At 71.0% G+C, this 25,249-nt stretch carries 23 protein-coding genes; 10 read left to right on the plus strand and 13 right to left on the minus strand.

The features are described from left to right. Window positions 1-4: 4 nt before the first annotated feature. Entirely contained in the window at window positions 5-538 is a 534-nt protein-coding gene (locus NNW99_RS21945; protein WP_215120845.1) for a MarR family winged helix-turn-helix transcriptional regulator, read from the minus strand. Between the two features lie 88 nt (window positions 539-626). Between NNW99_RS21945 and NNW99_RS21950 the strand changes: the two genes are divergently transcribed. Next, the gene (locus NNW99_RS21950) at window positions 627-1,412 is read left to right on the plus strand and encodes a dioxygenase (RefSeq protein ID WP_215120846.1); all 786 of its coding nucleotides are present in this window, start codon (window positions 627-629) and stop codon (window positions 1,410-1,412) included. A gap of 8 nt (window positions 1,413-1,420) precedes the next feature. Here NNW99_RS21950 and NNW99_RS21955 read toward each other — a convergent pair whose 3' ends face one another. Then, window positions 1,421-1,969 carry a GNAT family N-acetyltransferase gene (locus tag NNW99_RS21955; protein ID WP_215120847.1) on the minus strand — a complete coding sequence of 183 codons (549 nt, stop codon included), beginning with the start codon at window positions 1,967-1,969 and terminating at the stop codon, window positions 1,421-1,423. 193 nt (window positions 1,970-2,162) lie between these two features. Here NNW99_RS21955 and NNW99_RS21960 point away from each other — a divergent pair, with 193 nt between their 5' ends. Both NNW99_RS21960 and NNW99_RS21965 read left to right on the plus strand, forming a co-directional pair. After that, entirely contained in the window at window positions 2,163-3,161 is a 999-nt protein-coding gene (locus tag NNW99_RS21960) for an RNA polymerase sigma factor RpoD/SigA (RefSeq protein ID WP_215120848.1), read from the plus strand. A gap of 383 nt (window positions 3,162-3,544) precedes the next feature. Then, entirely contained in the window at window positions 3,545-4,273 is a 729-nt protein-coding gene (locus NNW99_RS21965; protein ID WP_251057900.1) for a TetR/AcrR family transcriptional regulator, read from the plus strand. 34 nt (window positions 4,274-4,307) lie between these two features. Here NNW99_RS21965 and NNW99_RS21970 read toward each other — a convergent pair whose 3' ends face one another. Continuing rightward, window positions 4,308-5,291, minus strand: coding sequence for a YafY family protein (locus NNW99_RS21970; protein ID WP_215120849.1), 984 nt, complete (start codon window positions 5,289-5,291; stop codon window positions 4,308-4,310). Between the two features lie 62 nt (window positions 5,292-5,353). On the opposite strand from NNW99_RS21970, the gene NNW99_RS21975 reads away from it, so the two are divergent. From NNW99_RS21975 to NNW99_RS21995, 5 genes are all read left to right on the plus strand, one after another. After that, window positions 5,354-6,862 carry an MFS transporter gene (locus tag NNW99_RS21975; RefSeq protein WP_215120850.1) on the plus strand — a complete coding sequence of 503 codons (1,509 nt, stop codon included), beginning with the start codon at window positions 5,354-5,356 and terminating at the stop codon, window positions 6,860-6,862. Window positions 6,863-7,025: 163 nt separating this feature from the next. Next, window positions 7,026-7,787: a DeoR/GlpR family DNA-binding transcription regulator gene (locus tag NNW99_RS21980; protein ID WP_215120851.1), complete on the plus strand. Its 762-nt coding sequence runs from the start codon at window positions 7,026-7,028 to the stop codon at window positions 7,785-7,787. Continuing rightward, entirely contained in the window at window positions 7,784-8,731 is a 948-nt protein-coding gene (gene pfkB / locus NNW99_RS21985) for a 1-phosphofructokinase (protein WP_215120852.1), read from the plus strand. The genes NNW99_RS21980 and pfkB overlap by 4 nt, the downstream gene beginning before the upstream one ends. Window positions 8,732-8,879: 148 nt before the next feature. After that, complete coding sequence (locus NNW99_RS21990; protein ID WP_215120853.1) at window positions 8,880-10,937, plus strand: fructose-specific PTS transporter subunit EIIC; 2,058 nt, start codon at window positions 8,880-8,882, stop codon at window positions 10,935-10,937. A gap of 117 nt (window positions 10,938-11,054) precedes the next feature. Then, a complete protein-coding gene (locus NNW99_RS21995; protein ID WP_215120854.1) occupies window positions 11,055-11,216 on the plus strand; it encodes a hypothetical protein in 162 nt (53 codons plus the stop codon). A 17-nt stretch (window positions 11,217-11,233) separates the two neighbouring features. Here the strand turns inward: NNW99_RS21995 and NNW99_RS22000 are convergent, their stop codons facing one another. From NNW99_RS22000 to NNW99_RS22015, 4 genes are all read right to left on the minus strand, one after another. Continuing rightward, on the minus strand, window positions 11,234-11,980 hold the full coding sequence (locus tag NNW99_RS22000) for a DUF6227 family protein (RefSeq protein WP_215120855.1): 747 nt from the start codon (window positions 11,978-11,980) through the stop codon (window positions 11,234-11,236). Between the two features lie 179 nt (window positions 11,981-12,159). Beyond that, window positions 12,160-13,377, minus strand: coding sequence for an Ig-like domain-containing protein (locus tag NNW99_RS22005; protein WP_215120856.1), 1,218 nt, complete (start codon window positions 13,375-13,377; stop codon window positions 12,160-12,162). A gap of 165 nt (window positions 13,378-13,542) precedes the next feature. After that, a complete protein-coding gene (locus NNW99_RS22010; RefSeq protein ID WP_215120857.1) occupies window positions 13,543-14,583 on the minus strand; it encodes a P1 family peptidase in 1,041 nt (346 codons plus the stop codon). Window positions 14,584-14,651: 68 nt separating this feature from the next. Beyond that, window positions 14,652-15,881: a low temperature requirement protein A gene (locus tag NNW99_RS22015; protein WP_215120858.1), complete on the minus strand. Its 1,230-nt coding sequence runs from the start codon at window positions 15,879-15,881 to the stop codon at window positions 14,652-14,654. A gap of 56 nt (window positions 15,882-15,937) precedes the next feature. Between NNW99_RS22015 and NNW99_RS22020 the strand changes: the two genes are divergently transcribed. Further along, window positions 15,938-16,117 (plus strand): hypothetical protein, encoded by a 180-nt coding sequence (locus NNW99_RS22020; RefSeq protein ID WP_215120859.1) that lies wholly within the window; start codon window positions 15,938-15,940, stop codon window positions 16,115-16,117. Between the two features lie 133 nt (window positions 16,118-16,250). Here the strand turns inward: NNW99_RS22020 and mscL are convergent, their stop codons facing one another. From mscL to NNW99_RS22050, 6 genes are all read right to left on the minus strand, one after another. Then, complete coding sequence (mscL, locus tag NNW99_RS22025) at window positions 16,251-16,724, minus strand: large conductance mechanosensitive channel protein MscL (RefSeq protein WP_215120860.1); 474 nt, start codon at window positions 16,722-16,724, stop codon at window positions 16,251-16,253. A 123-nt stretch (window positions 16,725-16,847) separates the two neighbouring features. Then, window positions 16,848-17,495, minus strand: coding sequence for a hypothetical protein (locus NNW99_RS22030; RefSeq protein WP_251057901.1), 648 nt, complete (start codon window positions 17,493-17,495; stop codon window positions 16,848-16,850). Between the two features lie 181 nt (window positions 17,496-17,676). After that, window positions 17,677-18,564 carry an S-methyl-5'-thioadenosine phosphorylase gene (locus NNW99_RS22035; RefSeq protein WP_251057902.1) on the minus strand — a complete coding sequence of 296 codons (888 nt, stop codon included), beginning with the start codon at window positions 18,562-18,564 and terminating at the stop codon, window positions 17,677-17,679. Between the two features lie 78 nt (window positions 18,565-18,642). Further along, window positions 18,643-18,984 (minus strand): FmdB family zinc ribbon protein, encoded by a 342-nt coding sequence (locus NNW99_RS22040; RefSeq protein ID WP_215120861.1) that lies wholly within the window; start codon window positions 18,982-18,984, stop codon window positions 18,643-18,645. Between the two features lie 67 nt (window positions 18,985-19,051). Beyond that, the gene (locus NNW99_RS22045) at window positions 19,052-20,344 is read right to left on the minus strand and encodes an MFS transporter (protein WP_215120862.1); all 1,293 of its coding nucleotides are present in this window, start codon (window positions 20,342-20,344) and stop codon (window positions 19,052-19,054) included. A gap of 282 nt (window positions 20,345-20,626) precedes the next feature. Next, window positions 20,627-22,156 (minus strand): potassium/proton antiporter, encoded by a 1,530-nt coding sequence (locus tag NNW99_RS22050; protein WP_215120863.1) that lies wholly within the window; start codon window positions 22,154-22,156, stop codon window positions 20,627-20,629. Window positions 22,157-22,394: 238 nt separating this feature from the next. Here NNW99_RS22050 and NNW99_RS22055 point away from each other — a divergent pair, with 238 nt between their 5' ends. Then, the gene (locus NNW99_RS22055) at window positions 22,395-25,214 is read left to right on the plus strand and encodes a penicillin acylase family protein (protein ID WP_215120864.1); all 2,820 of its coding nucleotides are present in this window, start codon (window positions 22,395-22,397) and stop codon (window positions 25,212-25,214) included. Window positions 25,215-25,249 lie beyond the last annotated feature (35 nt).

Below are 25,249 nucleotides of genomic sequence, written 5' to 3' on the forward strand. Positions count from 1 at the left end.
CGGCTCAGCGGAGCCAGGGCAGGTCCGCACCCGCTTCGGTCGGCTGAAGTCCCTCGGCGACGATCCTCATGATCTCGCCGAGGGACTTCTGCTGCCCCGGGGAGAGCCGGTCGAACACCGCCTGCCGTACGGCCTCCACATGGCCCGGGGCGGTCTGCCGCAGCACCTCGTAGCCCTGGTCCGTGAGCACGGCGAACTGGCCCCGCTTGTCGTCGGGGCAGTCCTCGCGGCGCACCCAGCCGTTCTTCTCCAGACGCGCGATGGCGTGCGAGAGACGGGAGCGGGTGATCTTCGCCAGCATGGCGAGCTCGGTCATCCGCAGTTGCCGCCGGGGCGCCTCGGCGAGCTTGACCAGAAGGCCGTAGTAGACGTGCGGCATGCCCGCGTCGCGCTGGAGCTGACGGTCGAGATGGTCGTCGAGGAGGGTGACGCCCTCCATGAACGAGCGCCAGACGTGCTGCTCCTCGTCGGTGAGCCAGCGCGGTTCCTGGGGCTCCTGGCCGGAGGCAGGTGTCGGTGCGGATGCGGGTGCCTTCATGTGTTCCACTCTACGTGGCCCCTCCTTGAAGATTAAACAAATGGCCCGTACAGTTTTGTCAGGGAACCATTCTGGAGGGAGTCGCAGCATGTCCGCCGCCACCCAGGAGCGCATGCCCGCTCTGTACCTCAGCCACGGCGCCCCGCCGCTGGCCGACGACCCGGTCTGGCCCGGTGAACTGGCCGCCTGGTCCGCCGGACTGCCGCGCCCCAAGGCGATCCTGATGGTCTCCGCCCACTGGGAGGAGGCCCCGCTCGCCCTCAGCGCCACCGAGACGGTCCCCCTCGTCTACGACTTCTGGGGCTTCCCCGAGCACTACTACCGGGTGAGGTACGAGGCTCCCGGCGCACCGGAGCTCGCCGAGTCGGTGCGCAAGCTGCTGCGCGCCCCCGGTATGCCCGTCCAGGACGTCCCCGACCGCGGCCTCGACCACGGCGCGTACGTCCCGCTGGTCGAGATGTACCCGGAGGCCGACATCCCCGTCCTCCAGGTCTCCATGCCGACGCTCGACCCGGTCAGGCTCATGGAGATCGGCCGCAAGCTCGCCCCGCTGCGGGACGAGGGCGTGCTGATCGTCGGCTCCGGCTTCTTCACGCACAACCTGGCCGCGCTCCGGCAGGGCGGCATACCCGGCTGGTCGGCGGAGTTCGACGACTGGGGCCGGCGGGCGCTGGAGGCGCGGGATGTGGACGCCCTGCTCGACTTCCTCCACACCTCGCCCGCGGGGCAGCTCGCCCACCCGCGCACCGAGCACTTCGCCCCGCTGTTCGTGACCATGGGCGCCGCCGACGCGGCCGGTGAGCTGGACGCCCAGAAGTCGGTGATCGACGGGTTCTGGATGGGGCTGGCCAAGCGGTCCGTGCAGTTCGGCTGAAAACGACCTCAGCCGAAACCGACCTCAAGGGTCCCGGGCTGGAGCGGCTTCTCGTACCAGGCCACGTCCCAGTAGCGGCCGAACTTGCGGCCGACCTCCCGGTACGTACCGACGTGCTGGAAGCCGAAGCGCTCGTGCAGCCGCCCGGACGCCTCGTTCGGCTGGGCGATGCCGGCGTAGGCGCGGTGCAGGTCCTCGCCGGACAGGGCCTCGAAGAGGGCCTCGTACAGCAGGGTGCCGATGCCGCGGCGGCCCGTGTGCGGGGCGACGTAGACGGTCGTCTCCACCGAGGTGGCATAAGCGGGCTTCTGCCGGTAAGGGCTTGATGTGGCGTAGCCCAGAATTTCCTGTGAGTTGGTGCCCGTGGCAACCATCAGGCGATGCGGGCCGTCTACTGGATGGGAGAGCAGCCAAGGACGGCGCTCTTCCGGAGTGAAGATCGCGGTATCGAATGTGATCGCTGTCTCACGTACATAGTGGTTGTAGAGGGCTGTGAGAGCTTCGAGGTCGGCCTCGACTCCCGGCCTGACCTGCGGCTCTGTACGTTCCGACGGCATCGTGCCTCCCCAGGTGGCCGGACAGGGTACTGCATGATCAGGAAAATCGTGGGGCGGGTTGGGAATTCTGTCCTGATTCCAGTCGTTGTTTCCATCGGATGCAGGGCACCCGAGGAGAGTCCGGAGAGTCCCGGAGACGGAGTCCAGCGTCCGAAGGACCGCCCGCTGACCTCACCATCGCAAGGGAGCACGCATGGCAACCCGTGCCGTCGCCCGTCGTAAGTCCGCCACCGGCGAGACGGCCGACGCGGCAAGCAGTGTTCGCGCCCATGGCGGCGAGATCGCCGACCGCGACCTGGTCGGCATGTACCTCGACGAGATAGCGCGCACACCACTGCTCGACGCCGCCAAGGAGGTCGAGCTGTCACAGGTCATCGAGGCGGGTGTGTTCGCGCGGCAGGTCCTCGACGGGTTCGAGGACACCAAGGCCGACGCCACCCGTGACGAACTCGAGGCCCTGATGGCCGACGCGGAGCGGGCCAAGGACATCTTCATCCGCTCCAACCTCCGCCTGGTCGTCGCCGTCGCCCGCCGCTACCCCCGCAGCGGTCTGCCGCTGCTGGACCTGATCCAGGAGGGCAACGCCGGCCTGGTGCGCGCGGTCGAGAAGTTCGACTACCGCAAGGGCTTCAAGTTCTCCACGTACGCGACGTGGTGGATCCGCCAGGCCATCACCCGCTCGATAGCCGACCAGTCCCGCACGATCCGCCTGCCCGTCCACCTCGTGGAGGAGCTCGGCCGGATCCGCCGTGTGCAGCGCGAGTTCAACCGCGAGCACGGCCGGGACCCGGAGCCGGCGGAGATCGCCACCGAGCTCGGCTCCACGCCGGAGCGTGTCACCGACGTGCTCGACTGGGCCCGCGACCCGGTCTCGCTGAACATGTCGGTGGACGACGAGGGCGAGACCCAGTTCGGCGACCTCCTGGAGGACACCTCGGCGGTGTCGCCCGAGCAGTCGGTGCTCACGCTGCTGCGCAGCGAGGAGCTCGACGACCTCATAGGCCGCCTCGACCAGCGCACGGCCTCCATCATCAAGATGCGCTACGGCATAGAGGACGGCCGGGAGCGCACCCTGACCGAGGTCGGCAAGGAGCACGGCCTGACCCGCGAGCGCATCCGGCAGATCGAGAAGCACGCGCTGCTGGAGCTGAAGAAGCTGGCGCGCAGCACCGGTTTCGACGCGGCGGCGTGACGCCGGGTTCGCACCCGGCTGCGTGATGCGTGGCACCGCGTACGCCGGGTGGCGAAAGACCGCGCAAACATGGCGTTGTATCGCCGCTTAACCCGAAGGACTCGGGGAACAAGACTTCCGGGTCCACCAGTTCGGGCCCGGGGCCACACCCCCCTGGGCCCCCGAAAACCAAGTCCCGTCGCACTCCCCCCGGCGCCGGGACTCTCCCAAGGCCGGGCTTCGGCGCCCCTCCCCCCGGGCGCCGGGGTCCGGCTCTTTTCGTGTCTCTTCGTGCCGGTGCCTCGCGCACCGCGCGGTGTCTGGAGGGCGGGGCACCCCGTACCTGAACCACGGGGTGGCCCGCCAGATGGCAGATTGTGCCACATGGGCATACCCTGCCGGGCGTGAGCAGCACCACCCCGACCCCGCCTCAGGCCTCGCTGACCGAGCGGCGGAAGGCCGAGACGCGGATGGAGATCGCCCGGGCGGCGGCGGGCCTCTTCGTCCGGCACGGCCTGCGCGCCACCCGCGCGGAGGACATCGCCCAGGCCGCCGGTATCGCCCCGCGCACCTTCTACCGGTACTTCGCCACCAAGGAGGAGGCCGTCGCCCCGCTCTACGCGGCCGGCGCCCAGCGCTGGGTGGCGGCGGTACGCGCCGCTCCCGCTGACGCGAGCGTGCTCCAGGCCCTCGAACAGGGCGTCCGCCACACCCTCACCCCGGGCGTCGGCGTCTCGGCGTCCTCCTGGGAGTGGGTCCGCTCCCTCCTGCGTCTCGCCGAGGCGAACCCGTCCCTGCGCCGGGTGTGGGCGGAGGTCTGCCAGACGTCGGAGCGGATGCTGGGGGAGGTGCTGGCGGAACGGGGGAGCGATGAAGGGGCCGGGGCTTCGGCGTCAGGGGTCACGGAGAGTCGCGACAACGTTGCCCTCGCCCCCGAGCCCGCCTCCGCCCTCGCCCCCGAGCCCGCCCCCGCCCCCGGGTCGCGCTTCGCCGCCGCCGTAGCCAGTGCCGCCGTGCGCGCCGCCCTGGAGACCTGGGCGGAAGGCGACAGCCCGGCGGAGGGCCCGGGAGGCCCGGCGGAACTCGCGTCGCGGAACCTGGCGGCACTGCGGGACTTTCCATGGGAGGCGTGACCCGGCCGGGGCCGAACCGCGGTGAGTGTCAGGGTCATGCCCCGGCGGCGTTCCCGTCCCCGGCCGCCCTGCTCAACCGCGCCCCCAACTCCCGTACTGCCCATACGAGTTCCTCCGGCTCCCGGACCATGAAGTCGCACTCCAGCATCGCCAGCCGGAACGCCACCCACTGCACCTGGTCCCCCGCGGACCCCCGCAGCCGGCAGCTGCTGTCGTCCAACGGCTCGGGCGTGCCGAGCCACTTCGGCACCCGGGCGGCGACGAAGTCGGCCGGTGCGGCGAAGGTGACCTCGAAGTCGTAGGACTGCTGCTGCCGTTGCATCGACTGGCGGAGGAATTCCGCCGCGCTCCCGGTCGGCAGCTCGCGCGGTACGAAGCGGGCCCCCGTGGCGAACGGTTCGCTCACGCGGTCGACGCGGAACGTGCGCCAGTCGTCGCGGTCGATGTCGTAGGCGACCAGGTACCAGCGGCGGCCCGTCGAGACCAGCCGGTAGGGCTCCGTCAGGCGTCGTGAGCCGGTGCCGTCCGCGGCCCGGTAGGCGAACCGCAGCCGCTCGTGCCCGGCCACCGTCGAGGCCATCACGGTCAGTGTCTCGGGTGCGATGCTGGGGCCGTCCCCGCTGGTCAGCGGCATGGTCGCGGCCTGGAGCGTGGTCACGCGGTGGCGCAGCCGGCCCGGCAGCACCTGCTCCAGTTTGGCCAGCGCCCGTACCGACGCCTCGTCCAGGCCCTCCACCGCGTGCCCGGCCCCGGCGCGGAGCCCGACCGCGATGGCCACGGCCTCCTCGTCGTCGAGGACGAGCGGCGGCATGGCCTTGCCGGCGACCAGCCGGTAGCCGCCGTCGGCGCCCTTGGTCGCCTGCACGGGATAGCCCAGTTCGCGCAGCCGGTCGATGTCCCGCCGGACCGTGCGGCGGGAGACCCCGAGCCGGCCGGCCAGCTCGCCGCCGGGCCATTCGCGGGGCGTCTGGAGGAGGGAGAGGAGCGTGAGCAGCCGAGCCGGTGTGTCCGTCGTCATACCGACGAGGATGCCGTACCACTAGGTCATGATCTGACCTAATGACCCCCTAGATTCGAAGCATGACCTCCACCGACACCACCCCCGGCTCCACGGGCGGCGGCGGCACCGACCGCCGCCGCTGGTTCGCCCTCGCCATTGTGATGACCGCCGCCTTCATGGATCTCGTCGACGTCACGATCGTCAACGTCGCCATCCCGTCGATCCAGCGCGAGGCGGGCGCGTCCTTCAGCGAGATCCAGTGGATCACCGCCGGATACGCCCTCGCCTTCGCCGCCGGGCTGATCACCGGCGGACGGCTCGGCGACATCCACGGCCGCAAGCGGATCTTCCTCGTCGGCATCGGGGGCTTCACCGTCGCCTCCGCGCTGTGCGGCCTCGCGGTGAACCCGGAGATGCTGGTCGCCTCGCGGTTCCTGCAGGGCGGTATGGCGGCGCTGATGGTGCCGCAGGTGCTGTCGATCGTGCACGCGACCTTCCCGGCGCACGAACGGGGCAAGGTCTTCGGGCTGTTCGGCGCGGTCGTCGGGCTCGGGGCCGTGTCCGGTCCGGTGCTGGGCGCGCTGCTGACGGAGTGGAACCTGTTCGGGTGGGAGTGGCGCTCGATCTTCCTGATCAACCTGCCCGTGGGTGTCGCGGGCCTGATCCTCGGCAGCCGTTTCATCACCGAGTCCAAGGCGCCGAAGGCCCTGAAGCTGGACCTCGTGGGTGTGGCGCTCGTGACGCTGGGCCTGCTGATGCTGCTCTACCCGCTCATCCGCGGCCGTGAGCTGGACTGGCCGCTGTGGGGGTACGTCTCGATGGCCGGCTCGCTCGTCGTCCTCGCGGCGCTGGTGGTGTTCGAGCGGCGCAAGAGCGCCCGGGACGGCTCCCCGCTGGTCGAGCTGTCGCTGTTCCGGGTCAAGAGCTTCGCGGCCGGGATCGCCGTACAGACCGTCTTCGGAGTCGCGCTCGGCATCTTCTTCCTGGTGTGGACGCTGTACATGCAGTTCGGGCTGGGCTGGACCCCGCTCAAGGCCGGGCTGACCGGGGTGCCGTTCTCGATCGCGGTGTCCGTGGCCGCCGGGATGTCCGTGCAGAAGCTGGTCCCGCGCTTCGGACGCAAGGTGCTCCAGGCGGGCGCGCTGGTGATGGCGGCCGGGGTGCTGCTCTACATCTGGGAGTCCGGGCACTACGGACTCGCCATCACCCCCTGGCAGATGGCGCTGCCGCTGGTCGTGATGGGTGTCGGCATGGGCCTGATCGTCGCGCCGCTGACGGACGCGATCCTCTCCGAGGTGCCGCGCGAGCACTCCGGTTCGGCCTCCGGCCTCATCAACACCGTGCAGCAGATGGGCAACGCGCTCGGGCTCGGGCTGGTGTCGGTCGTGTTCTTCGGCTCGATCAGCGACCATCTGAGCCGGGATCAGGTGGGCCCGGCCTTCGCCGACGCCTTCCAGAACGCGCTCGGTTGGGTGGCCGCGGTGCTGGCCGTCATCTTCCTGCTGATGTTCGCCCTGCCGAAGCGGCCGGCGCAGCACGTGGAGGGTGAGGCGCTGGCGGCGGAGGGGAAGGAACCGGCGCTGGTCTGACAGCGGATTACGAAGTACGGGCCCGGCACCTCAACAGGGTGCCGGGCCCGTTTCTGTTTCCGATCATGCCCGATTGGGCCCGAACCTGTTTACTTCCCAGAAATCTCGGCGTAGCCTCCCGCTGAAACCACACGTTCGGGCATGAGGCGGAGGCGAAACAGACATGTACGCACCGGAGCGGCAGCAGGAGATCCTCCGGCTCGCCCGTGACGGCGGCCGAGTGGATGTCGTGTCGCTGGCCGAGGAGTTCCAGGTGACGGCGGAGACGATCCGCCGGGATCTGAAGGCCCTCGACCGGGCCGGCATGGTCCGCCGGGTGCACGGCGGGGCCATCCCGGTCGGGCGTCTCGACTTCGAGCCGGACCTCGCCGAGCGCGAGACCGCGGCGGCCGACGAGAAGGACCGCATCGCCAAGGCGGCCCTCGCGGAACTGCCGAGCGAGGGCACGATGATCCTCGACGCCGGGACGACGGTGGCCAAGATGGCCGCGGCCCTCCCGCTGGAGGCGTCCCTCACCGTCGTCACACACAGCCTGCCCATCGCGGCCCGCCTCGCCGACCACCCCGGCATCCAGCTCCACCTCATCGGAGGGCGCGTCCGGCACCGTACGCGCGCCGCCGTGGACGCCTGGGCGCTCCGGGCGTACGGCGAGATCCGCGCCGATGTGCTGTTCGTGGCCGCCAACGGCTTCTCCGCCGAGCACGGTCTGACCACCCCCGACCTCGCCGAGGCCGCCGTGAAGCGCGCGGCCGTGGCCGCCGCCCGCCGGGTGGTCCTGATCGCCGACTCCTCCAAGCACGGCCAGGAGCACTTCGCCCGCTTCGGCGACCTGAGCGATGTGGACCTGCTGATCACCGACAGCGGGCTGAGCCCCGAAGACGCCGTCGCCATCGAGCGCGGCGGCACGGAAGTAGTGCGCGCATGATCCTCACCGTCACCCCCAACCCGTCACTGGACCGCACCTACGAGGTGCCGTCCCTCGACCGCGGCGAGGTCATCCGCGCCACCGGCGAGCGGATGGACCCGGGCGGCAAGGGCGTGAACGTCTCGCGCGCGGTCGCCGCGGCCGGACAGCGCACGGTCGCGGTCCTGCCGCTCGGCGGCGCCCCGGGCGCGCTCGTCGCCGACCTGCTCGACAAGCAGGGCATCGAGGTCGCGCCGGTCCCCGTCGCCGGGGCCACCCGCTCCAACATCGCCCTCGCCGAGGCCGACGGCGTCCTGACGAAGATCAACGCACCGGGTCCGGAACTGTCCGAGGCCGAGCGCGAACTGCTCCTGGAGACCGTACGGCAGCAGTCCGGCGACGCCGCCTGGATCGCCTGCTGCGGCAGCCTCCCGCGTGGCCTTGCCCCCTCCTGGTACGCCGAGCTGGTCGCCCGCACCCACGCGGCCGGTGCCCGGATCGCCCTGGACACCTCCGGGCCCGCGCTGCTGGAGGCGCTGCGCGAGCGGCCCGACGTGGTCAAGCCGAACGCCGAGGAACTCGCCGGAGCCGTCGGCCGCCCCCTCGCCACCGTCGGCGACGCCGTGAAGGCGGCCGAGGAACTGCGCGCCATGGGCGCCCGGGCCGTCCTCGCCAGCCTCGGCGCCGACGGGCAGCTGCTGGTGTCCGAGGAGGGCGCCTGGTTCGGCAGCGCCCGCGTGGACACCGTCCGCAGCAACGTGGGCGCCGGCGACTCCTCCCTCGCCGGTTTCCTGATCGCGGGCGGCAGCGGGCCTGACGCCCTGGCCTCGGCGGTCGCCCATGGCGCGGCGGCCGTTCAGCTGCCCGGCAGCGTCATGCCGACGCCGGGCGACCTGGATCCGGCGGCGGTCACGGTCACGGCGGAGGTCCCGGTGGACCGTGTGCTGAAGGAGCCGGTGTCATGACGTTTCCCGACCCGCACGAACCGGACCGTGAGCGGCGGACCTCCCCGTTACTCCCCGCCGCCACCCTCGTCACCCCCCACCGCAGCACCCCCGTCCCTTCCCCCGCCCACCCCACGCACCGGGCGATACGCGAGCTAAGGAGCCCGCGATGAGCGACATGATCACCGCGGACCTGGTCGATCTCGACCTGTCCGCCGACACCAAGGAAGCGGCGGCGCGCGCCCTCGCCGAGCGCATGGTGGCCCTGGGCCGGGTGACCGACCTGGACGGCTTCCTCGCCGACGTGGCCGCCCGCGAGGCCCAGATGCCGACCGGCCTCGACGGCGGCATCGGCATCCCGCACTGCCGCAGCGAGCACGTCACCGAGCCGACGCTCGCCTTCGGGCGCAGCTCCGACGGCATCGACTTCGGTGCGACGGACGGCCCCGCCGACCTGATCTTCCTGATCGCCGCGCCGGCCGGTGCCGACGACGCCCATCTGACGATCCTGTCGTCGCTGGCCCGGCAGCTGATGAACACGGAGTTCACCGACGCGCTGCGCTCGGTGGGCGACGCGGGCGCAGCGGCGGCGCTCATCAGGGGCGACGAGCCCGAGGCGCCCGAGCCTGCGGCTTCCGAAGACACCGTGGCGTCGGCGGGAGCGGCCTCTCCCGCCGCCGCCACGGTCACCGACGACGACGCCGGCGCCGAGAGCGCCCCCGAGGAGCGCCCGTTCCGCATCGTCGCCGTCACCTCCTGTCCCACCGGCATCGCCCACACCTACATGGCGGCCGAGTCGCTGGAGAACGCCGGCCGTGAGGCGGGCGTCGAAGTCACCGTCGAGACACAGGGATCGGCCGGATTCACCCGGCTCGACCCGGAGGTCATCGCGGCGGCGGACGGCGTGATCTTCGCCCACGACGTCTCCGTACGGGAGAAGGACCGCTTCGCCGGCAAGCCGACCGTCGACGTCGGTGTGAAGGCGGGCATCAACCGCCCCGCCGAACTCATCGCCGAGGTGCGGGAGAAGGCCGCGCGCGGCGAGGTCACCTCCGGCACCCCGGGCAGCACGCCCGTCGAGCGCACCGGCGACTCCGGCGAGGGCTACGGCACCAAGCTGCGCAAGTGGCTGATGTCCGGCGTCAGTTACATGGTGCCGTTCGTCGCGGCGGGCGGTCTGCTGATCGCCCTCGGCTTCGCGATCGGCGGCTACAAGGTCAACAAGGCCCCGTCGGTGATGGACCACTTCCTGTGGACGCAGGCCGACAGCTGGGCGGCCCTGCTCTTCCAGATCGGCGGCGTCGCCTTCGGCTTCCTCGTCCCGGTCCTGGCCGGCTACATCGCCTACGGCATGGCCGACCGGCCCGGTCTGGTGCCCGGCTTCGTGGGCGGCGCGATCTCCCTGACCATCAACGCGGGCTTCCTCGGGGGCCTCGCGGCCGGTCTGATCGCCGGTGGCGTGGTCATCGCCATCCAGAAGGTGAACATCCCGGCGGCGCTGCGCGGCATCATGCCGGTGGTGGTGATCCCGCTGATCTCCTCGGCGATCGTCGGGTTCCTGATGTTCGTCGTCATCGGCAAGCCCATCGCCCAGGCGCAGAAGGGCATGACCGACTGGCTGAACAGCCTGTCCGGCGCCAACGCCATCCTGCTCGGCACCCTCCTCGGCCTGATGATGTGCTTCGACCTCGGCGGTCCCGTCAACAAGGTCGCCTACACCTTCGCCACGGCCGGTATCGCGGTGTCCGACCCCAGCGACTCCGCGATGAAGATCATGGCGGCGGTCATGGCGGCCGGCATGGTGCCCCCGCTGGCGATGGCCCTGGCCACGACCGTGCGCGGCAAGCTCTTCAACGCCACCGAGCGCGAGAACGGCAAGGCCGCCTGGGTGCTCGGCGCCTCCTTCATCTCCGAGGGCGCGATCCCCTTCGCCGCGGCCGACCCGCTGCGCGTCATCCCGGCCTCCATGGCGGGCGGCGCGATCACCGGCGCCCTGTCGATGGCCTTCGGCGCCACCCTGCGCGCCCCGCACGGCGGCATCTTCGTGGTCCCGCTGATCGGCAACCCGCTGCTCTACCTGGTCGCCATCGCCGCGGGCGTCTGCGTCACCACGGCCCTGGTGATCGTCCTGAAGGGCATGCGCAAGCAGGCCCCGGGCGCCACCGCGGCACCCGGCGAGGGCACCGCGGCCCCGACGGCGGAGAGCAAGCAGCCGGTGGCGGCGTGACACCCGTCGCGGTCCGTCCCTTTCAAGGCATGTGAACCGTTCATGCCACCTGCGAGATAGATCACGAAAATCACGGCCCGGGACCGAAGTCCCGGGCCGTGGTGTCTACTGGAACGCATGCCTGAGCACGTCTCCGGGTGGCCCGAAGGCCACTCCCTCCCCGCTCTCCCACAACAGCGGCAGACAGGCCCCCGGTCGGAGTCCGTGGAGCTGACCACGCAGGAGAGAGACGCCTTCACCGAGCTGGTGCGCCAGTTGAGCGGAGACCGGGGCGTCTAGGAAAGCCGCGACGGCTCCTACGACAGCTGCGCCGCCCGCCGCTCCATCGCCTCACGCGCCGCGTCCTCGCTGACGTACACCTCGCACATGTGCCGTCCGTCCGGCGTCGCCGTGTGCTCGACCTCCCAGAGGGAGAGCTCCTCGCCGTCGCCCAGCAGGAACGCGTGCTCGTAGAGCGAGAACCCCAGCCCCGCCCGGCCGGCTCGGCAGGGGCGGCCGAAGGCCTGGGCGATCCGGTGGCCGGACGCCGTGGCCAGCAGGGCCGCCGTGTCCGCGCCCGGCCGGTCCGTGTTCTCCGCCCGGCGCAGTAAACGGCGCGCGTGGTCCGCCGAGTCGTCGCCGGCATAGGCGTGCCGGGGCGCGGGGACCGGGGAGAGCTGCACCGTCACCGGCAGCTCGAAGTCAGGGGTGTCCGGCGGCAGCGGCAGACGCGCGGTCGCGGCCCGCAGCTCCTCCTCGTCCACATAGACCTCGTGCTGCGGCTCGCTGCCCGGCGCGGTGTTGTGGACGAGCTCCCAGAGGGTGAGTGCCGAACCGTCGGCCAGCAGCCAGGTGTGCCGGTACGTCTCCCGGTGCAGGCCCGCGCTGTGGTGCGCGGAGTGCAGCGAACTGTCGTGCGCCAGGGCGCAGTCCAGCCGCCTCAGCGTCTCGTCCGGTAGCTCGAAGGAGTTCAGGGCGCGGCCGAGGAGTCGCGCGAGGTGCTCCTCCGGAGACTCGGGCGAGTCGTGGGGTTCGTACGCTGCCGTCTCGTACGGAACGCTCAAGGTTTCTCCCGGCGTTGCTGCATGTCACCTTGTGGGTGCATACCGTAGCCCCTCGGTCGGACATCATGTCCGGGAACCGAGAAAACGTACGTCCGGGAAAACGCCCGGGCCGCGCGAAAAGTTCCCGCGCGGCCCGGATGGTCCGTCAAATACCCCAGTTGGGGCGGCTGTTCAGTCGATCAGGACGCGCTGCCCGCGACCCACTGGCTCCAGTCCATGTTCCAGCCGTTGAGCCCGTTGTCCGGCGACACCGTCTTGTCGGGGGAGTTCTTCACGATCACCACGTCCCCGATGAGGGAGTTGTCGTAGAACCACTTGGCGGGAGTGCTGCCCCCGGCGCCCTGGACGTCCGCGAGGCCGACGCAGCCGTGGCTGGTGCCCTGGCGGCCGAAGGGCGGATTGCCCTTGCTGTACCAGTAGTTGCCGTGGATGAAGGTGCCGGACGTCGTCAGCCGCATCGCGTGCGGCACGTCCGGGATGTCGTACTCCCCGCCGAGACCGACCGTCCGGCTGTTCATCCGGGTCTGCGTGAACTTCTCCGAGATCACCATCTGCCCGTTGTACGTGGTGTGCTCCGCGCTGCCCGCCGAGATCGGGATCGTCTTGATGGTCTTGCCGTCCCGGACCACCGTCATGGTCTGTGTGTTGACGTCGACCGTGGAGACCTGCGAGCGCCCGACGGTGAAGGTGACCGTCTTCTTCTGCACGCCGTAGACGCCCTTCGCGCCCTCCACCCCGTCCAGGTCGATCTTCATCGTGACCTTGGAGCCGGCCTTCCAGTACTCCTCGGGCCGGAAGTCGAGCCGCTGCCCGTTGAACCAGTGCCCGACGACCTGCTGCCCACTGCTGGAGGTGACCGTGATGCGCGACTGCACGGCCTTCCGCTCGGTGATGGCCTTGTCGAAGGTGAACGACACCGGCATGCCCGCACCGACCGTGGTGCCGTCGTCCGGCGTGTACGTCCCGATGAAGCTGTTCGACGACGACACCGTCGTGAAGATCGAGTTGGCCGCGGCCGTCCGGCCGTCCGAGTCCTTCGCGGTCGCGGATATCTGGTACTTCGTGCCGCGCTCCAACTGCTCCTTCGGCTTCCACGCCTTGCCGTCGGAGGAGATCGAGCCCGACACGGCCTGACCGTCGCCCGCCACCGTCATCTTCACGTCGGTCAGCTTGCCGTCGCTGACCTTCACCCCGGTCGAGTTGATGGACGCGCCCGTGGAGCCGTCCTTCGCCGAGATGGCGATCTTCGCGACGGACGTGTTGCCCGTGCCCTTGCCGCCCTTGGCGTCGTCCTTGGCGTTGGCGCTGCCACCACAGGCGGTGAGCGTCAGGGCGCCGACCATCAGGGCGGCACAGGCCCCCAGTGTGCGCCGCGCAGCAATGTCCGGCCTTGTCACGGGCTGCTCCCAGTTCGTGTGAAGTGCGTGATCCGCTCCAGTACGTGAAGCAAGAGGGCCCCGGGGGCCGTTCGGGTTGCGTCCGGCCGCCAGGAACGACATCACCGTTACAGGGCCGCGACAATGTCCGGCGCCGCTGTGGAACCGCTGTGGGTGCCGGGCTGCTCAACGGCCCGCGTACAACTCCCCGTACGACGGCCACGCCCCGCCCGGACCGTCGACCGACTCGGCGGCACGCACCGCCCGCACGATCGCCCGGGTCACCACATCGGCGCCCGCCGCGAGGACCTCGTTGAGGGCGAGCGGGTCCTCGGCGTCCAGGGCGCGGTCTCCCGTCGCCAGCGTGAACACCGTGTCCCCGTCGTGGAGCAGGTGCACCGGCCGCACCGCGCGGGCGATGCCGTCGTGAGCCGTGCCGGCCAGCTTCTGCGCCTGGGCCTTCGACAGATCCGCGTCCGTGGCGACCACCGCGAGCGTGGTGTTGAGCGGCGGAGGCGCGCTCCGCGCGGCCGTCTCGGCCAGGCGCCGCCGCGCGGCCTCATGCACCTCCGCCTCCGGATACTCCACCCGCCCCTGGAACAACTCCCCGTACAGCACCCCCGTTTCCGGATCCACCGTCGAACCCGCCGCGTTGGCCACCACCAGCGCGGCCACCGTGACCCCCGAGCCGAGCACCGTGCTCGCGCTGCCGATGCCGCCCTTCACCACCCCGGTCACCGCCCCCGTACCGGCGCCCACACAGCCCTGGGCCACCGGCGCGCCGGGCTCGCTCGCCGCCGCCGCCTCGACCGCGGCCCGCCCGGTGGCCGCGTCCGGCCTGGCCCGGAAGTCGCCGCCCCGCCCCAGATCGAAGACACAGGCGGCGGGCACCACCGGCACGACCTGCGCCGGGTCCGCCCCGACCCGGATCCCGCGTCCCCGCTCCTCCAGCCAGGCCATCACCCCCGAGGCCGCGTCCAGCCCGTAGGCGCTGCCGCCGGTCAGCACGATCGCCTCGACCTTCCGCACCACGTTGCGCGGATCGAGCGCGTCCGTCTCCTTGGTCCCGGGGCCACCGCCCCGCACATCCACGGCGGCCACGGCCCCGCCCTCCGGGGCGAGCACGACCGTGGTGCCGGTGAGCCATCCGTCGCCGGCGCGGGTCGCGTGCCCCACACGCAGGCCGGAGACATCCGTCAGAGCGTCCACCAGAGCTTCAACTGTCATGGCGCCCAGTGTTGTCCAGTCGTCGGCCGTCGCGGGCGCACCGGGCGTCGCCGGGCCCGTCGGCGCCGTCAGGCCGTCCGGCTCGACGGGGCGTGGGTCCTTGACGGGCGGGCGGCCAGTGTCTCTCCCGCCGCCACCGACAGCGCGCAGACCACGCCCGCCGTGAGCACCGCCCAGTCACCCAGGAACGTGCAGCAGATCACCAGCAGTGCCGTCGTCGGCAGTACCAGCTGCTGGGTGATGCCCGCCTTGAAGTGACGCGAGTGCAGGGCCCACACGGTCAGCAGATACAGGGCCGTCGGCAGGGTCACGGCGGCCGACGCCGCCAGCGTGGAGATGTGCGCCTTGCCCACCGTCTGCTCCACCGCCACCTCCAGCCCGGCCCCGATCGCGGCCGCCGAGGCGAAGACCACGTAGTGGCCGTAGCCCCACAGGAACGCCTGCCGGTTGGAGCGCAGATGGCCGTGGATGGGCACCACGAAGTAGATCCACCACGCGGCGAAGATGATCAGCAGCCCGCCCGACGCGATGGGGAGGACCTCGCCCAGCGAGTCGTTCTCGTCGATGCCGGACTTCACGGCGATCGTGGCCGCGGCGACCGTCTCGCCGAGCACGATGATCGTGAACAGTCCGTAGCGCTCCGCGATATGGCGGGGATGCCAGGCCGTGGGCTGGCCCCGCTCCGCGAACAGCGGCACGCACATCTCCAGCAGCGCCATCACCAGGAACCACCAGGGCAGCGCGTCCTCGGGCAGGAGCAGCAGGCCCAGCCAGCCGACCTGGCACAGCAGTACCCCGCCGGCGTAGCGCAGGGCCGTCGTCCGCTCCGGGCCCTCGGCGGCGCGGGCCGCCCGCAGCCACTGCGTCACCAGGGCCAGCCGCATGATCACGTAGCCCAGCCAGACCACGAGGTAGTCGTGCTCCTCGAAGGCCTGCGAGACCCCCGCCGCGAGGACCAGCACACCCGCGATCTGCACCAGGGTGACGACCCGGTACAGCACGTCGTCGTTGTCGTACGCCGAGGCGAACCACGAGAAGTTCATCCAGGCCCACCACACGGCGAAGAAGACCATCGCGTAGTCGAGGATCCCCTCGCCGGCATGGCCCTCGGCGACGGAGTGGACCAGCTGGATGCCCGCCTGGGCGACGGCCACGACGAAGCACAGGTCGAAGAAGAGCTCCAGCGGTGAGGCCGTCCGGTGCGCCTCGTCGCGTCCGCGGGCCCTGAGCCTGCGCAGCGGTCCCCGGTCGCCGGGCGGGCCGGAGGGGACGGGCGGGGGAGTGGGGCTGGACGTCATGATTCCCAGCACAACAGAAGGCGCGGGGATTTTCTCCGCGACCGTACCCTGGACGCATGAGCAGCACCCCCGATCCCGAGGCGCCCGCGCCGAAGCCCGCGCTGGTCTTCGACGACCCGCTCGACCAGCAGTCCTCCGACGACACCGACCGCGGCTGGGGCGAGCGCACGGACTCCGGCGGGGGCGCGGCTGACCTCAAGCGCTTCCTCGACGAGAAGCCGCCGCACCACATCTGAGCCGGGCGGCTCCACCACGTCTGAGCCGGGCGGCTCCACCACGTCTGAGCCGGGCGGCTCCACCACGTCTGAGCCGGGCGGCTCCACCACAGCCGGACCAGGCGGCCCAGCCGCGTCCGCGCCGCCCGCCGCGCTACCGCTCCGGCTGGTCCTGCCGGTCGTTCCCCGCGCCACGCTGGGCGACCAGCGCGTCCCGGATCTCCTTCAGCACCTCCAGCTCGGTCACCTCGATGACCTCCTGTGTGCCCTCCTTCGCCTTGCGGCGGGCCTCCTGGCGGGCCAGGTACTTCGCCATGGGCAGGACCATCAGGAAGTAGACGACCGCAGCCGTGATCACGAAGCTCAGGGCGGCGCCGAGGACGGAGCCCCACGCGATCTGGATGCCCTCCTCGCCCTTGCAGGTCGAGCTCAGGCAGGAGCTGTAGTGGTCGAGGTTCTTGGTCCCGATGGCCCCGACGAACGGGTTGATGATCCCCTTGACCACGGCGTTGACGATGTTCGTGAACGCGGCGCCGATCACCACCGCCACAGCCAGATCGACGACGTTCCCGCGCATCAGGAAGGCCTTGAAGCCCTCCCAGAGGCTCGGTTCCTTCTTCTCGCTCACCTCGGGGCCTTTCCTCGCACGAGCAGCTTATGGAACAAAACGCTCCGCAACCTACGTCACGAGGGGGCCGAACCGAGTACCTGGGTCCCTCGAACGAGGGCCTTGACGCGATCGTGCACAGCATCACCACAACGTCACCGCCAACCGTGCCGTCGCGCTCGCCCCGGCGAGCCGGGCGGCGGTGGCACGCGGCACCGAGAGCACGACCAGCGCCCCGCCGTCCGTCGCGCCCTCCAGCGGCTCCGGCACCTTCGTCACCCTGGCCCCGCGCGCGATCACGCGGGCGTCGCCGCCCGGTGCCGTCCCCTCGGCGGCGATGACGTCGACCCGGTCGCCCGGCCGCAGCAGCCGTACCGTCGCCGCGTCGGCGATCCGGATCGGAGCCGTCACCGGGCCCGCCGCACCCGGGCCCGCCGCACCCGGGCCCGCGGCACCTGCCCCTGCGGCACCTGTCCCCGCCACACCCGCCCCCGCTGCACCACGCATCCGCGCGGACCGCTCCCGGTACATCGAGGACGTATGCGCGGGAGACGTGGCCCGGGGCTGACCGCGGGCCCCGTCACCGTCACGCGGGCCCGCCGCCACCAGCGCGGTCGCGGTGACCGCGAGCCCGACGGCCAGGGCCCGCCGCCGGTGCCGCCCGAGCCGGCCCGACCGGTACCGGCCCCCACGCACCCGCACGGGATCAAAGCGCGGCACCTCACGCGTCGCGGGCACCTCGGGGCCGGGCGGGAGCGCGGCGACGGGGGAGCCGCCGGAAAGGGAGGACATGAGCGGAGCGAGGGACACGGGAACCACCACCTGCGACGAGGACCGGCTTGCGCTCCCCACGATGAGGCTTCCCGCCGCCGCCCGCTGAGGCCTGTGGACCTACCCCGGACCTGTGGACAACTCCCTCACCCGAACGGCAAGTTCCGCCTCCCCACGCCCCACAAGAAAGGCGGCCTGCCGACTACGGCAACACGAACCCCGGATCCATCCCACCCAACGCCCCACCACACAGACAGTCCCGCTCGTCCACCCCCGGCAACCCCGCCACCGCGTCGAACAGCACCCCCCGCAGCCGCCCCACGTTCGCCGCGAACACCTGCAGCACCTCGTCGTGCGAGACGCCCTCCCCGCTCTCGGCGCCCGCGTCGAGGTCGGTGACCAGGGTCAGGGACGTGTAGCAGAGCTCCAGCTCACGGGCGAGTGCCGCCTCGGGATGCCCGGTCATCCCCACCACCGACCAGCCCTGCGCCTGGTGCCACAACGATTCGGCACGGGTCGAGAAGCGCGGCCCCTCGACCACGACCAGCGTGCCGCCGTCCACCGGCTCCCAGTCCCGGCCGCGCGCCGCCTTCAGCGCGACGGCCCGCCCGGCGGAGCAGTAGGGGTCGGCCAGCGACACATGCACCACGTTCGGCACCGACCCGTCGGGCAGCGGCTCTCCGTCGAAGTACGTGTTCGCGCGGGACTTCGTACGGTCGACGAGCTGGTCCGGCACCAGCAGCGTGCCCGGTCCGTACTCGGGGCGCAGGCCGCCCACGGCGCACGGCGCGAGCACCTGGCGCACGCCGACGGACCGCAGGGCCCACAGATTGGCGCGGTAGTTGATCCGGTGCGGCGGCAGGTGGTGGCCCCGCCCGTGCCGCGGCAGGAAGGCGACCCGCCGGCCTGCGACCTCACCGAGGAAGAGGGAGTCGCTGGGCGGCCCGTACGGGGTGTCGACCTGGACCTCGGTCACATCGTCGAGGAAGGAGTAGAACCCGGAGCCGCCGATGACGCCGATCCCCGCGCCCTGCCCGTCCACCGAGCCCGCCACGTCCGCCGAGCCCGTCACGTTCGCCTTGTTCGCCATGTCCGCACCCTAACCGCACGCACGAACGCCGAGGACCCCGTCGCCCCAAGGGCGACAGGGTCCCGAACGCATCAGGCCTTACGCGGCGGTGGTGCTGCTGGTCGAGCTGCCCGAGCCCGACGAAGAGCTCGAGGACGAGCTGGACGAAGAACTCGACGAGGAGCCCGAGCCGGAGCCCGAACCGGAGTCGGAGGACGACGAGGAGGAGCTCGACGACTTCGCCGGGGAGCTGCTCGACGAGGAGCCGCGGCTGTCGTTCCGGTAGAAGCCGGAGCCCTTGAAGACGATGCCGACCGCCGAGAACACCTTCTTCAGGCGGCCCTTGCAGTTCGGGCACTCGGTGAGAGCGTCGTCGGTGAACTTCTGCACCGCCTCGAGGCCCTCGCCACACTCGGTGCACTGGTACTGGTAGGTCGGCACTGTCTTCCTCCTGGCACTCTCACTCGATGAGTGCTAACGACGGTCCATAGTGACGTATTCCAGCCGCTCAGTCCACCGCCACCGGCACGCGGTGACCCACGCCACGTGCGACCGTCCGCCCCTGGGCGTGCCCGGCCAGCCGGGAACGCAGGGCCAGGAGGGTCGCCAGGGCGAGCACGGTGCCGCCCATGGGCACCAGGAAACCGGCGCCGCCCCACAGACGGTCCTCCAGCTGCCCGGCGATGCTGACGGCCGCCGCCTGGCCCAGTGCCACCGCGCCGGTCAGCCAGGTGAAGGCCTCGGTACGGGCACCGGCCGGGACCAGGCCGTCGACCAGGGTGTAGCCGGTGATCAGGGCGGGCGCGATGCACATGCCGACCAGCAGGCCGAGGCCCGCCAGGACCGGGACCGAGTCGGCGGCCCACAGGCCCGAGGCGGTGAGGGCGAGCGCCGTGTAGCCGATGACCAGGCGCCGCTGCGGGGCCGCCCGCCAGGCGATCGCGCCGCAGACGAGGCCGGAGATCATGTTGCCCGCGGCGAAGACGCCGTACAGGACGCCGTTCAGGCCCGGTTCGCCGATCGACTCGGTGTACGCGGCCAGCGAGACCTGCATGCCGCCGAAGACGGCGCCGATGCCCAGGAAGGTCACGATCAGCACGCGCACACCGGGGACGCGCAGCGCGGAAGCGTGCTCCACGCGCGCGTGGCCGCGGCCCTCGACGGACGGCTGGGTGCTCTTCTGCGCGGCGAACAGCAGACCGCCGATCAGCGTCAGCGAGGCCTCGGTGACCAGCCCGGCGGCCGGGTCGATCGCCGTGCACAGCGCGGTGGCCAGCAGCGGTCCGACGACGAAGGTCAGCTCGTCCGTGACCGACTCGAAGGCCGCCGCGGTGGTCATCAGGGGCGAGTCCTTGAGCTTCACGCCCCAGCGGGCCCGCACCATGGGGCCGACCTGCGGCACCGAGGCGCCGGTCGGGACGGCCGCCGCGAACACCGCCCACAGCGGGGCGTCCAGCAGCGCGAGCGCCGTCAGCGTCAGCCCGGAGACCGCGTGCAGCAGCACCCCGGGGATCAGCACGGCACGCTGCCCGTAGCGGTCGGCGAGGCGGCCGCTGTAGGGCGCGAACAGGGCCATGGAGACACCGGTGACGGCCGCGGCGGCGCCCGCCGCTCCGTAGGAGCCGGTGGTGTGCTGCACCAGCAGCACGATGGAGATCGTCAGCATCGCGAACGGCTGGCGTGCCGCGAAACCGGGGAGCAGGAACGTCCAGGCGCCGCGGGTGCGCAGCAGCCGGCCGTATCCCGGGCGGGCGGAAGCCGTCGAGTTCTTCGACTTCTTCGAGGTGACCGTGGATGCCACGGCCCGTGCCTTTCTGCCGCCTGGTAGCGCGTCCCGGCAGGCGGGCGGCGCCGAGAGCTGTCCTCTTGCGCGGAACTGCGGTAGATGCCGGGGCCCGGTGAGGAGGGACGTCCCGACCGCCATACGGTCGCGCCAGCTCTGCGTCAGACAGAGTTGGTTCGATCTGGGTACGCCTTCATCGTACAGGGATCAACGGGGCGCGTGGCTGTGAAAGCAAGCACCAAGGGCCCGCCCGCCTTGCAAATACGAATCGGCATGAATCGGTCCTTAACGACCCGCCACTTAACGACTCGCCCCGTCCGTCCCCAGCCATCCGGCCAGCTTGCCGCCGTGCCCCACCGCCCGCAGTCGGCTCTCCGTCGCGTCCCGGACCGGATCCGTGGCCACGACGAGCAGCTCGTCCCCGCGCTGCAGCACCGTCGTGGGAAGCGGGACGAACGATTCGTCCGCCCGCACGACGAGCGTCACCGCGGCGCCGGGCGGCAGCCGCAGCTCGTTGACCTCGACGCCGTGCATCTTCGACCCGTCGGGGATCGCCACCGACAGCAGATGCCCGCGCAGCCGCTCCAGCGGGGCCGACTCGATGCCGAGGTCGGCGGCCTCCGAACCGTCGCCCAGGCGCAGCTTGCGGCCCAGCCACGGCAGCGTCGGGCCCTGGACCAGGGTGTAGACGACGACCAGGACGAAGACGATGTTGAAGATCCGGCGGCTGGCGTCGACGCCCTCCACCATGGGGATGGTCGCCAGGATGATGGGCACGGCCCCGCGCAGTCCCGCCCAGGACATCAGGGCCTGCTCGCGCCACGGCACCCGGAACGGCGTCAGACAGAACACCACGCTCAGCGGACGCGCCACCATGGTCAGCACCAGCCCGATGGCGAGCGCGGGCACGATGTCGTCGCCCAGCTCGTGCGGGGTGACCAGCAGCCCGAGCAGCACGAACATGCCGATCTGGGCCATCCAGCCGAGCCCGTCGGCGAACCCGCGCGTGGCCGGCCAGTGCGGCAGCCGCGCGTTGCCCATCACCATCGACGCGAGGTACACCGCGAGGAACCCGCTGCCGTGGGCCAGCGCGCCCGCCGCGTACGCCACCGTCGCGATCGCCATGACGGCGATCGGGTAGAGGCCGGAGGCGGGCAGCGCCACATGCCGCAGCCCCCAGGAGCCCAGCCAGCCCACCGCGATCCCGATGGCCGCGCCGATGGCCAGCTCCAGCAGGATCACGCCCAGCAGCACGTACCAGTGCTCGACCGGGCCCGCCGTGGACAGGGAGACCACCAGGATGACCACGGGCGCGTCGTTGAAGCCGGACTCCGCCTCCAGCGTGCCCGTTATGCGCGCGGGCAGGGGCAGTTTGCGCAGCACGGAGAAGACGGCCGCCGCGTCGGTCGAGGAGACGACCGCCCCGATGATGAGCGCCTGCCGCCACTCCAGACCGATCAGATAGTGCGCGGCCGACGCCGTGATCCCGACGCTCACCGCGACACCGGCCAGCGCCAGTGCCGTGGCGGCCGGCAGGGCCGGCTTGATCTCCTTCCACTTCGTGCCGAGACCGCCCTCGGCCAGGATCACGACCAGGGCCGCGTATCCGATGACCTGGGTCAGTTCGGCGTTGTCGAAGTGGATGTCGCCTACGCCGTCCTGGCCCATGGCGACGCCTATGCCCAGGTACACGAGCAGGCTGGGGAGCCCGCTGCGCGAGGAGATCCGTACCGCTGCGACGGCGACGAGCAGGACGAGCGAGCAGACGAGCAAGAGCTGGTTGAGGTGGTGAACAGTCAGCGGCTGAATCCTTCCCTGGCCCGCCCGCACGCGCGCGTGGGCTCTCGTACATCGCACATGAAGCTGTGGCGCACCGCGCCAACTACTTCGTTACCTTACCTAACTCTTGACGATTTCTTGACGCTTCCGAGGCCAAGATCGAACGTTCGTCCGTGCTGGTTCCCGACTCCGCGTCAAGGCGCCCAAGGCCCTGCGCCTATCGTTGCTCCAGCGCTCAGTTAAAAGCACAGCCGAACCTGCCGCTCGCGTTAGGACAGCAAGGACAGCGATGCCCCCCAACACCACCGCCTCCACGGGTCAGCAGCCCGGCAAGTCCGGCAGGAGAAAGGGGCGCAAAGCCCGACTGGTCCTGATCGTCCTGGTGCTGGCCCTCATCGGGGGTGTGGCCTTCGGGGGGTACTGGTCCGTCAGCACCGTCCGGGCCTCGTTCCCGCAGACCAAGGGCACTCTCACGCTCAAGGGCCTCTCGGGACCGGTCGAGGTCAAACGGGACAACTACGGCATCCCGCAGATCTACGCCTCCTCCGACGCGGACCTGTTCATGGCGCAGGGCTACGTCCAGGCGCAGGACCGGTTCTACGAGATGGACGTACGCCGCCACATGGCCTCCGGCCGGCTGTCGGAGATGTTCGGCAAGAGCCAGGTCGACAACGACGAGTTCCTGCGCACGCTCGGCTGGGACCGGGTCGCCGAGAAGGAGTACGACACCAAGCTGTCGGCCTCCACGAAGAAGTACCTCCAGGCGTACTCCAAGGGGGTCAACTCCTACCTCCAGGGCAAGGACGGCAAGGACATCTCCCTGGAGTACGCGGCGCTCGGCTTCACCAACGACTACAAGCCGCAGAACTGGACCCCGGTCGACTCGGTCTCCTGGCTGAAGGCGATGGCCTGGGACCTGCGCGGCAACATGCAGGACGAGGTCGACCGCGCCCTGCTGACCAGCCGCCTCGGCCCGAAGCAGATCGCCGACCTGTACCCGGAGTATCCCTCCGGCCGCAACAAGGCGATCGTCCAGGAGGGCCAGTACAACGAGCTGACGGGCACCTTCGAACAGGGCGGCACGAGCGGCACGTCCGGCACCTTGGGCACGAGCGGCGGCTCCACCGGCACCGGGGGCACCGCCGCCGGCGGCTCGAGCGGCACTGGCAGCTCAAGCAGCACAGGTAGCTCCGGCAGCTCCGGTACCGAGGGCCTCCAGAGCCAGCTCACCGGCCTCACCAAGGTCCTGGACGACCTCCCGCCGGCGGTCGGCGTGAACGGCGACGGCATCGGCTCCAACTCCTGGGTCGTCTCCGGGGAGCACACCATCACCGGCAAGCCGCTGCTGGCCAACGACCCGCACCTGTCGCCCTCGCTGCCCTCCGTCTGGTACCAGATGGGCCTGCACTGCCGCAGCGTCTCCAGCGCCTGCCAGTACGACGTCAGCGGCTACACCTTCGCGGGCATGCCCGGCGTGATAATCGGTCACAACCAGGACATCGCCTGGGGTATGACCAACTCCGGCGTCGACGTCACGGACCTCTACCTGGAGAAGATCACCGGCGACGGCTACCAGTACGACGGCAAGATCAAGCCTTTCCAGACGCGCGAGGAGACCATCAAGGTCGCCGGCGGCGAGACCAAGAAGATCGTCGTGCGCGAGACGAACAACGGGCCCCTGCTGTCCGACCGCGACGAAGAGCTGGTGAAGGTCGGCAAGAAGGCCGGCGTCAACACCGCCGCCCCCGACAGAGGCGACGGCTACGGCGTCGCGCTGCGCTGGACCGCGCTCCAGCCGGGCACCACCATGGACGCCGTCTTCGCCATGGACAAGGCGAAGGACTGGAACGACTTCCGCGAGGCCGCCGCGCAGTTCGAGGTGCCCTCGCAGAACCTGATCTACGCCGACACCCAGAACAACATCGGCTACACCCTCCCGGGGAAGATCCCCACGCGCGCGGAGGGCGACGACGGCTCCATCCCCGCGCCCGGCTGGGACCCCGAGTACCGCTGGACGGGCTACATCGAGCAGGACGCCCTGCCCTACGAGTACAAGCCCAAGCGCGGCTACATCGTCACCGCCAACCAGGCCGCGATCGACCCGGACAAGTACCCGTACACGCTCACCAAGGACTGGGGCTACGGCACGCGCAGCCAGCGCATAAGCGACCTGATCGAGTCGAAGATCAAGAACGGCGGCAAGGTCTCCACGGACGACATGCGCCAGATGCAGCTCGACAACAGCAGCGAGATCGCCCGGCTGCTGGTGCCCACGCTGCTGAAGATCGACCCCGAGAACAAGGACGTCCGCGAGGCGCAGAAGCTCCTCGAGGGCTGGGACTACACCCAGGACGCCGACTCGGCCGCCGCGGCCTACTTCAACGCGGTCTGGCGCAACATCCTCAAGCTCGCCTTCGGCAACAAGCTGCCCAAGGAGCTGCGGCCCAAGGGCCAGTGCCTGTGGGTCAAGCCGGTCAACACCACCGGGCCCGCCGACGAGGCCGACGAGGTCCGCGAGTGCGGCCAGCGCGACCCCGACCAGGCGCAGCCCGACGGCGGCGACCGCTGGTTCGAGGTGGTCCGGGGGCTGATGGAGCAGCCCAAGAGCGACTGGTGGAAGACGCCCGAGGCGGGCACCCGCCCCGAGGCCGTCAACCGCGACCAGCTGTTCAGGCGGGCCATGATCGACGCCCGCTGGGAGCTGACCGCCAAGCTCGGCAAGGACATCGACAGCTGGAGCTGGGGCCGGCTGCACCGCCTGTTCCTGGACAACCAGACCCTCGGCACCGAGGGCCCCGGTTTCCTCCAGTACGCCCTCAACCGCGGCCCGTGGGAGCTCGGCGGCGGCGAGGCGACGGTCAACGCGACCGGCTGGAACGCCGCCGGTGGCTACAACGTCGTCTGGGTGCCGTCCATGCGGATGGTCGTGAACCTCGGCGACCTCGACAAGTCGAAGTGGATCAACCTCTCCGGCGCGTCGGGGCACGCCTACAGCGCCCACTACGTCGACCAGACGGACAAGTGGGCCGAGGGCGAGCTGCTGCCGTGGTCCTTCTCGGACAAGGCGGTCGAGGGCAGCACGACCGACAAGCTGGTGCTCAAGCCGTGAGCCGCTGACGCCCGCACCACGAGAACGGCCCTCCA

The organism is Streptomyces sp. CRCS-T-1, assembly GCF_024442335.1.
GTDB classification, from domain to species: Bacteria; Actinomycetota; Actinomycetes; order Streptomycetales; family Streptomycetaceae; genus Streptomyces; species Streptomyces koelreuteriae.

Coding starts and splice junctions, on each gene's coding strand:
- pfkB (WP_215120852.1), top strand. CDS start 7,784: ATGATCCTCACCGTCACCCCCAACCCGTCACTGGACCGCACCTACGAG.
- NNW99_RS21945 (WP_215120845.1), bottom strand. CDS start 538: ATGAAGGCACCCGCATCCGCACCGACACCTGCCTCCGGCCAGGAGCCC.
- NNW99_RS21990 (WP_215120853.1), top strand. CDS start 8,880: ATGAGCGACATGATCACCGCGGACCTGGTCGATCTCGACCTGTCCGCC.
- NNW99_RS22055 (WP_215120864.1), top strand. CDS start 22,395: ATGCCCCCCAACACCACCGCCTCCACGGGTCAGCAGCCCGGCAAGTCC.
- NNW99_RS21980 (WP_215120851.1), top strand. CDS start 7,026: ATGTACGCACCGGAGCGGCAGCAGGAGATCCTCCGGCTCGCCCGTGAC.
- NNW99_RS21995 (WP_215120854.1), top strand. CDS start 11,055: ATGCCTGAGCACGTCTCCGGGTGGCCCGAAGGCCACTCCCTCCCCGCT.
- NNW99_RS21975 (WP_215120850.1), top strand. CDS start 5,354: ATGACCTCCACCGACACCACCCCCGGCTCCACGGGCGGCGGCGGCACC.
- NNW99_RS21960 (WP_215120848.1), top strand. CDS start 2,163: ATGGCAACCCGTGCCGTCGCCCGTCGTAAGTCCGCCACCGGCGAGACG.
- NNW99_RS22020 (WP_215120859.1), top strand. CDS start 15,938: ATGAGCAGCACCCCCGATCCCGAGGCGCCCGCGCCGAAGCCCGCGCTG.
- NNW99_RS22015 (WP_215120858.1), bottom strand. CDS start 15,881: ATGACGTCCAGCCCCACTCCCCCGCCCGTCCCCTCCGGCCCGCCCGGC.
- NNW99_RS21955 (WP_215120847.1), bottom strand. CDS start 1,969: ATGCCGTCGGAACGTACAGAGCCGCAGGTCAGGCCGGGAGTCGAGGCC.
- NNW99_RS22010 (WP_215120857.1), bottom strand. CDS start 14,583: ATGACAGTTGAAGCTCTGGTGGACGCTCTGACGGATGTCTCCGGCCTG.
- NNW99_RS21970 (WP_215120849.1), bottom strand. CDS start 5,291: ATGACGACGGACACACCGGCTCGGCTGCTCACGCTCCTCTCCCTCCTC.
- NNW99_RS22030 (WP_251057901.1), bottom strand. CDS start 17,495: ATGTCCTCCCTTTCCGGCGGCTCCCCCGTCGCCGCGCTCCCGCCCGGC.
- NNW99_RS21950 (WP_215120846.1), top strand. CDS start 627: ATGTCCGCCGCCACCCAGGAGCGCATGCCCGCTCTGTACCTCAGCCAC.
- NNW99_RS22035 (WP_251057902.1), bottom strand. CDS start 18,564: ATGGCGAACAAGGCGAACGTGACGGGCTCGGCGGACGTGGCGGGCTCG.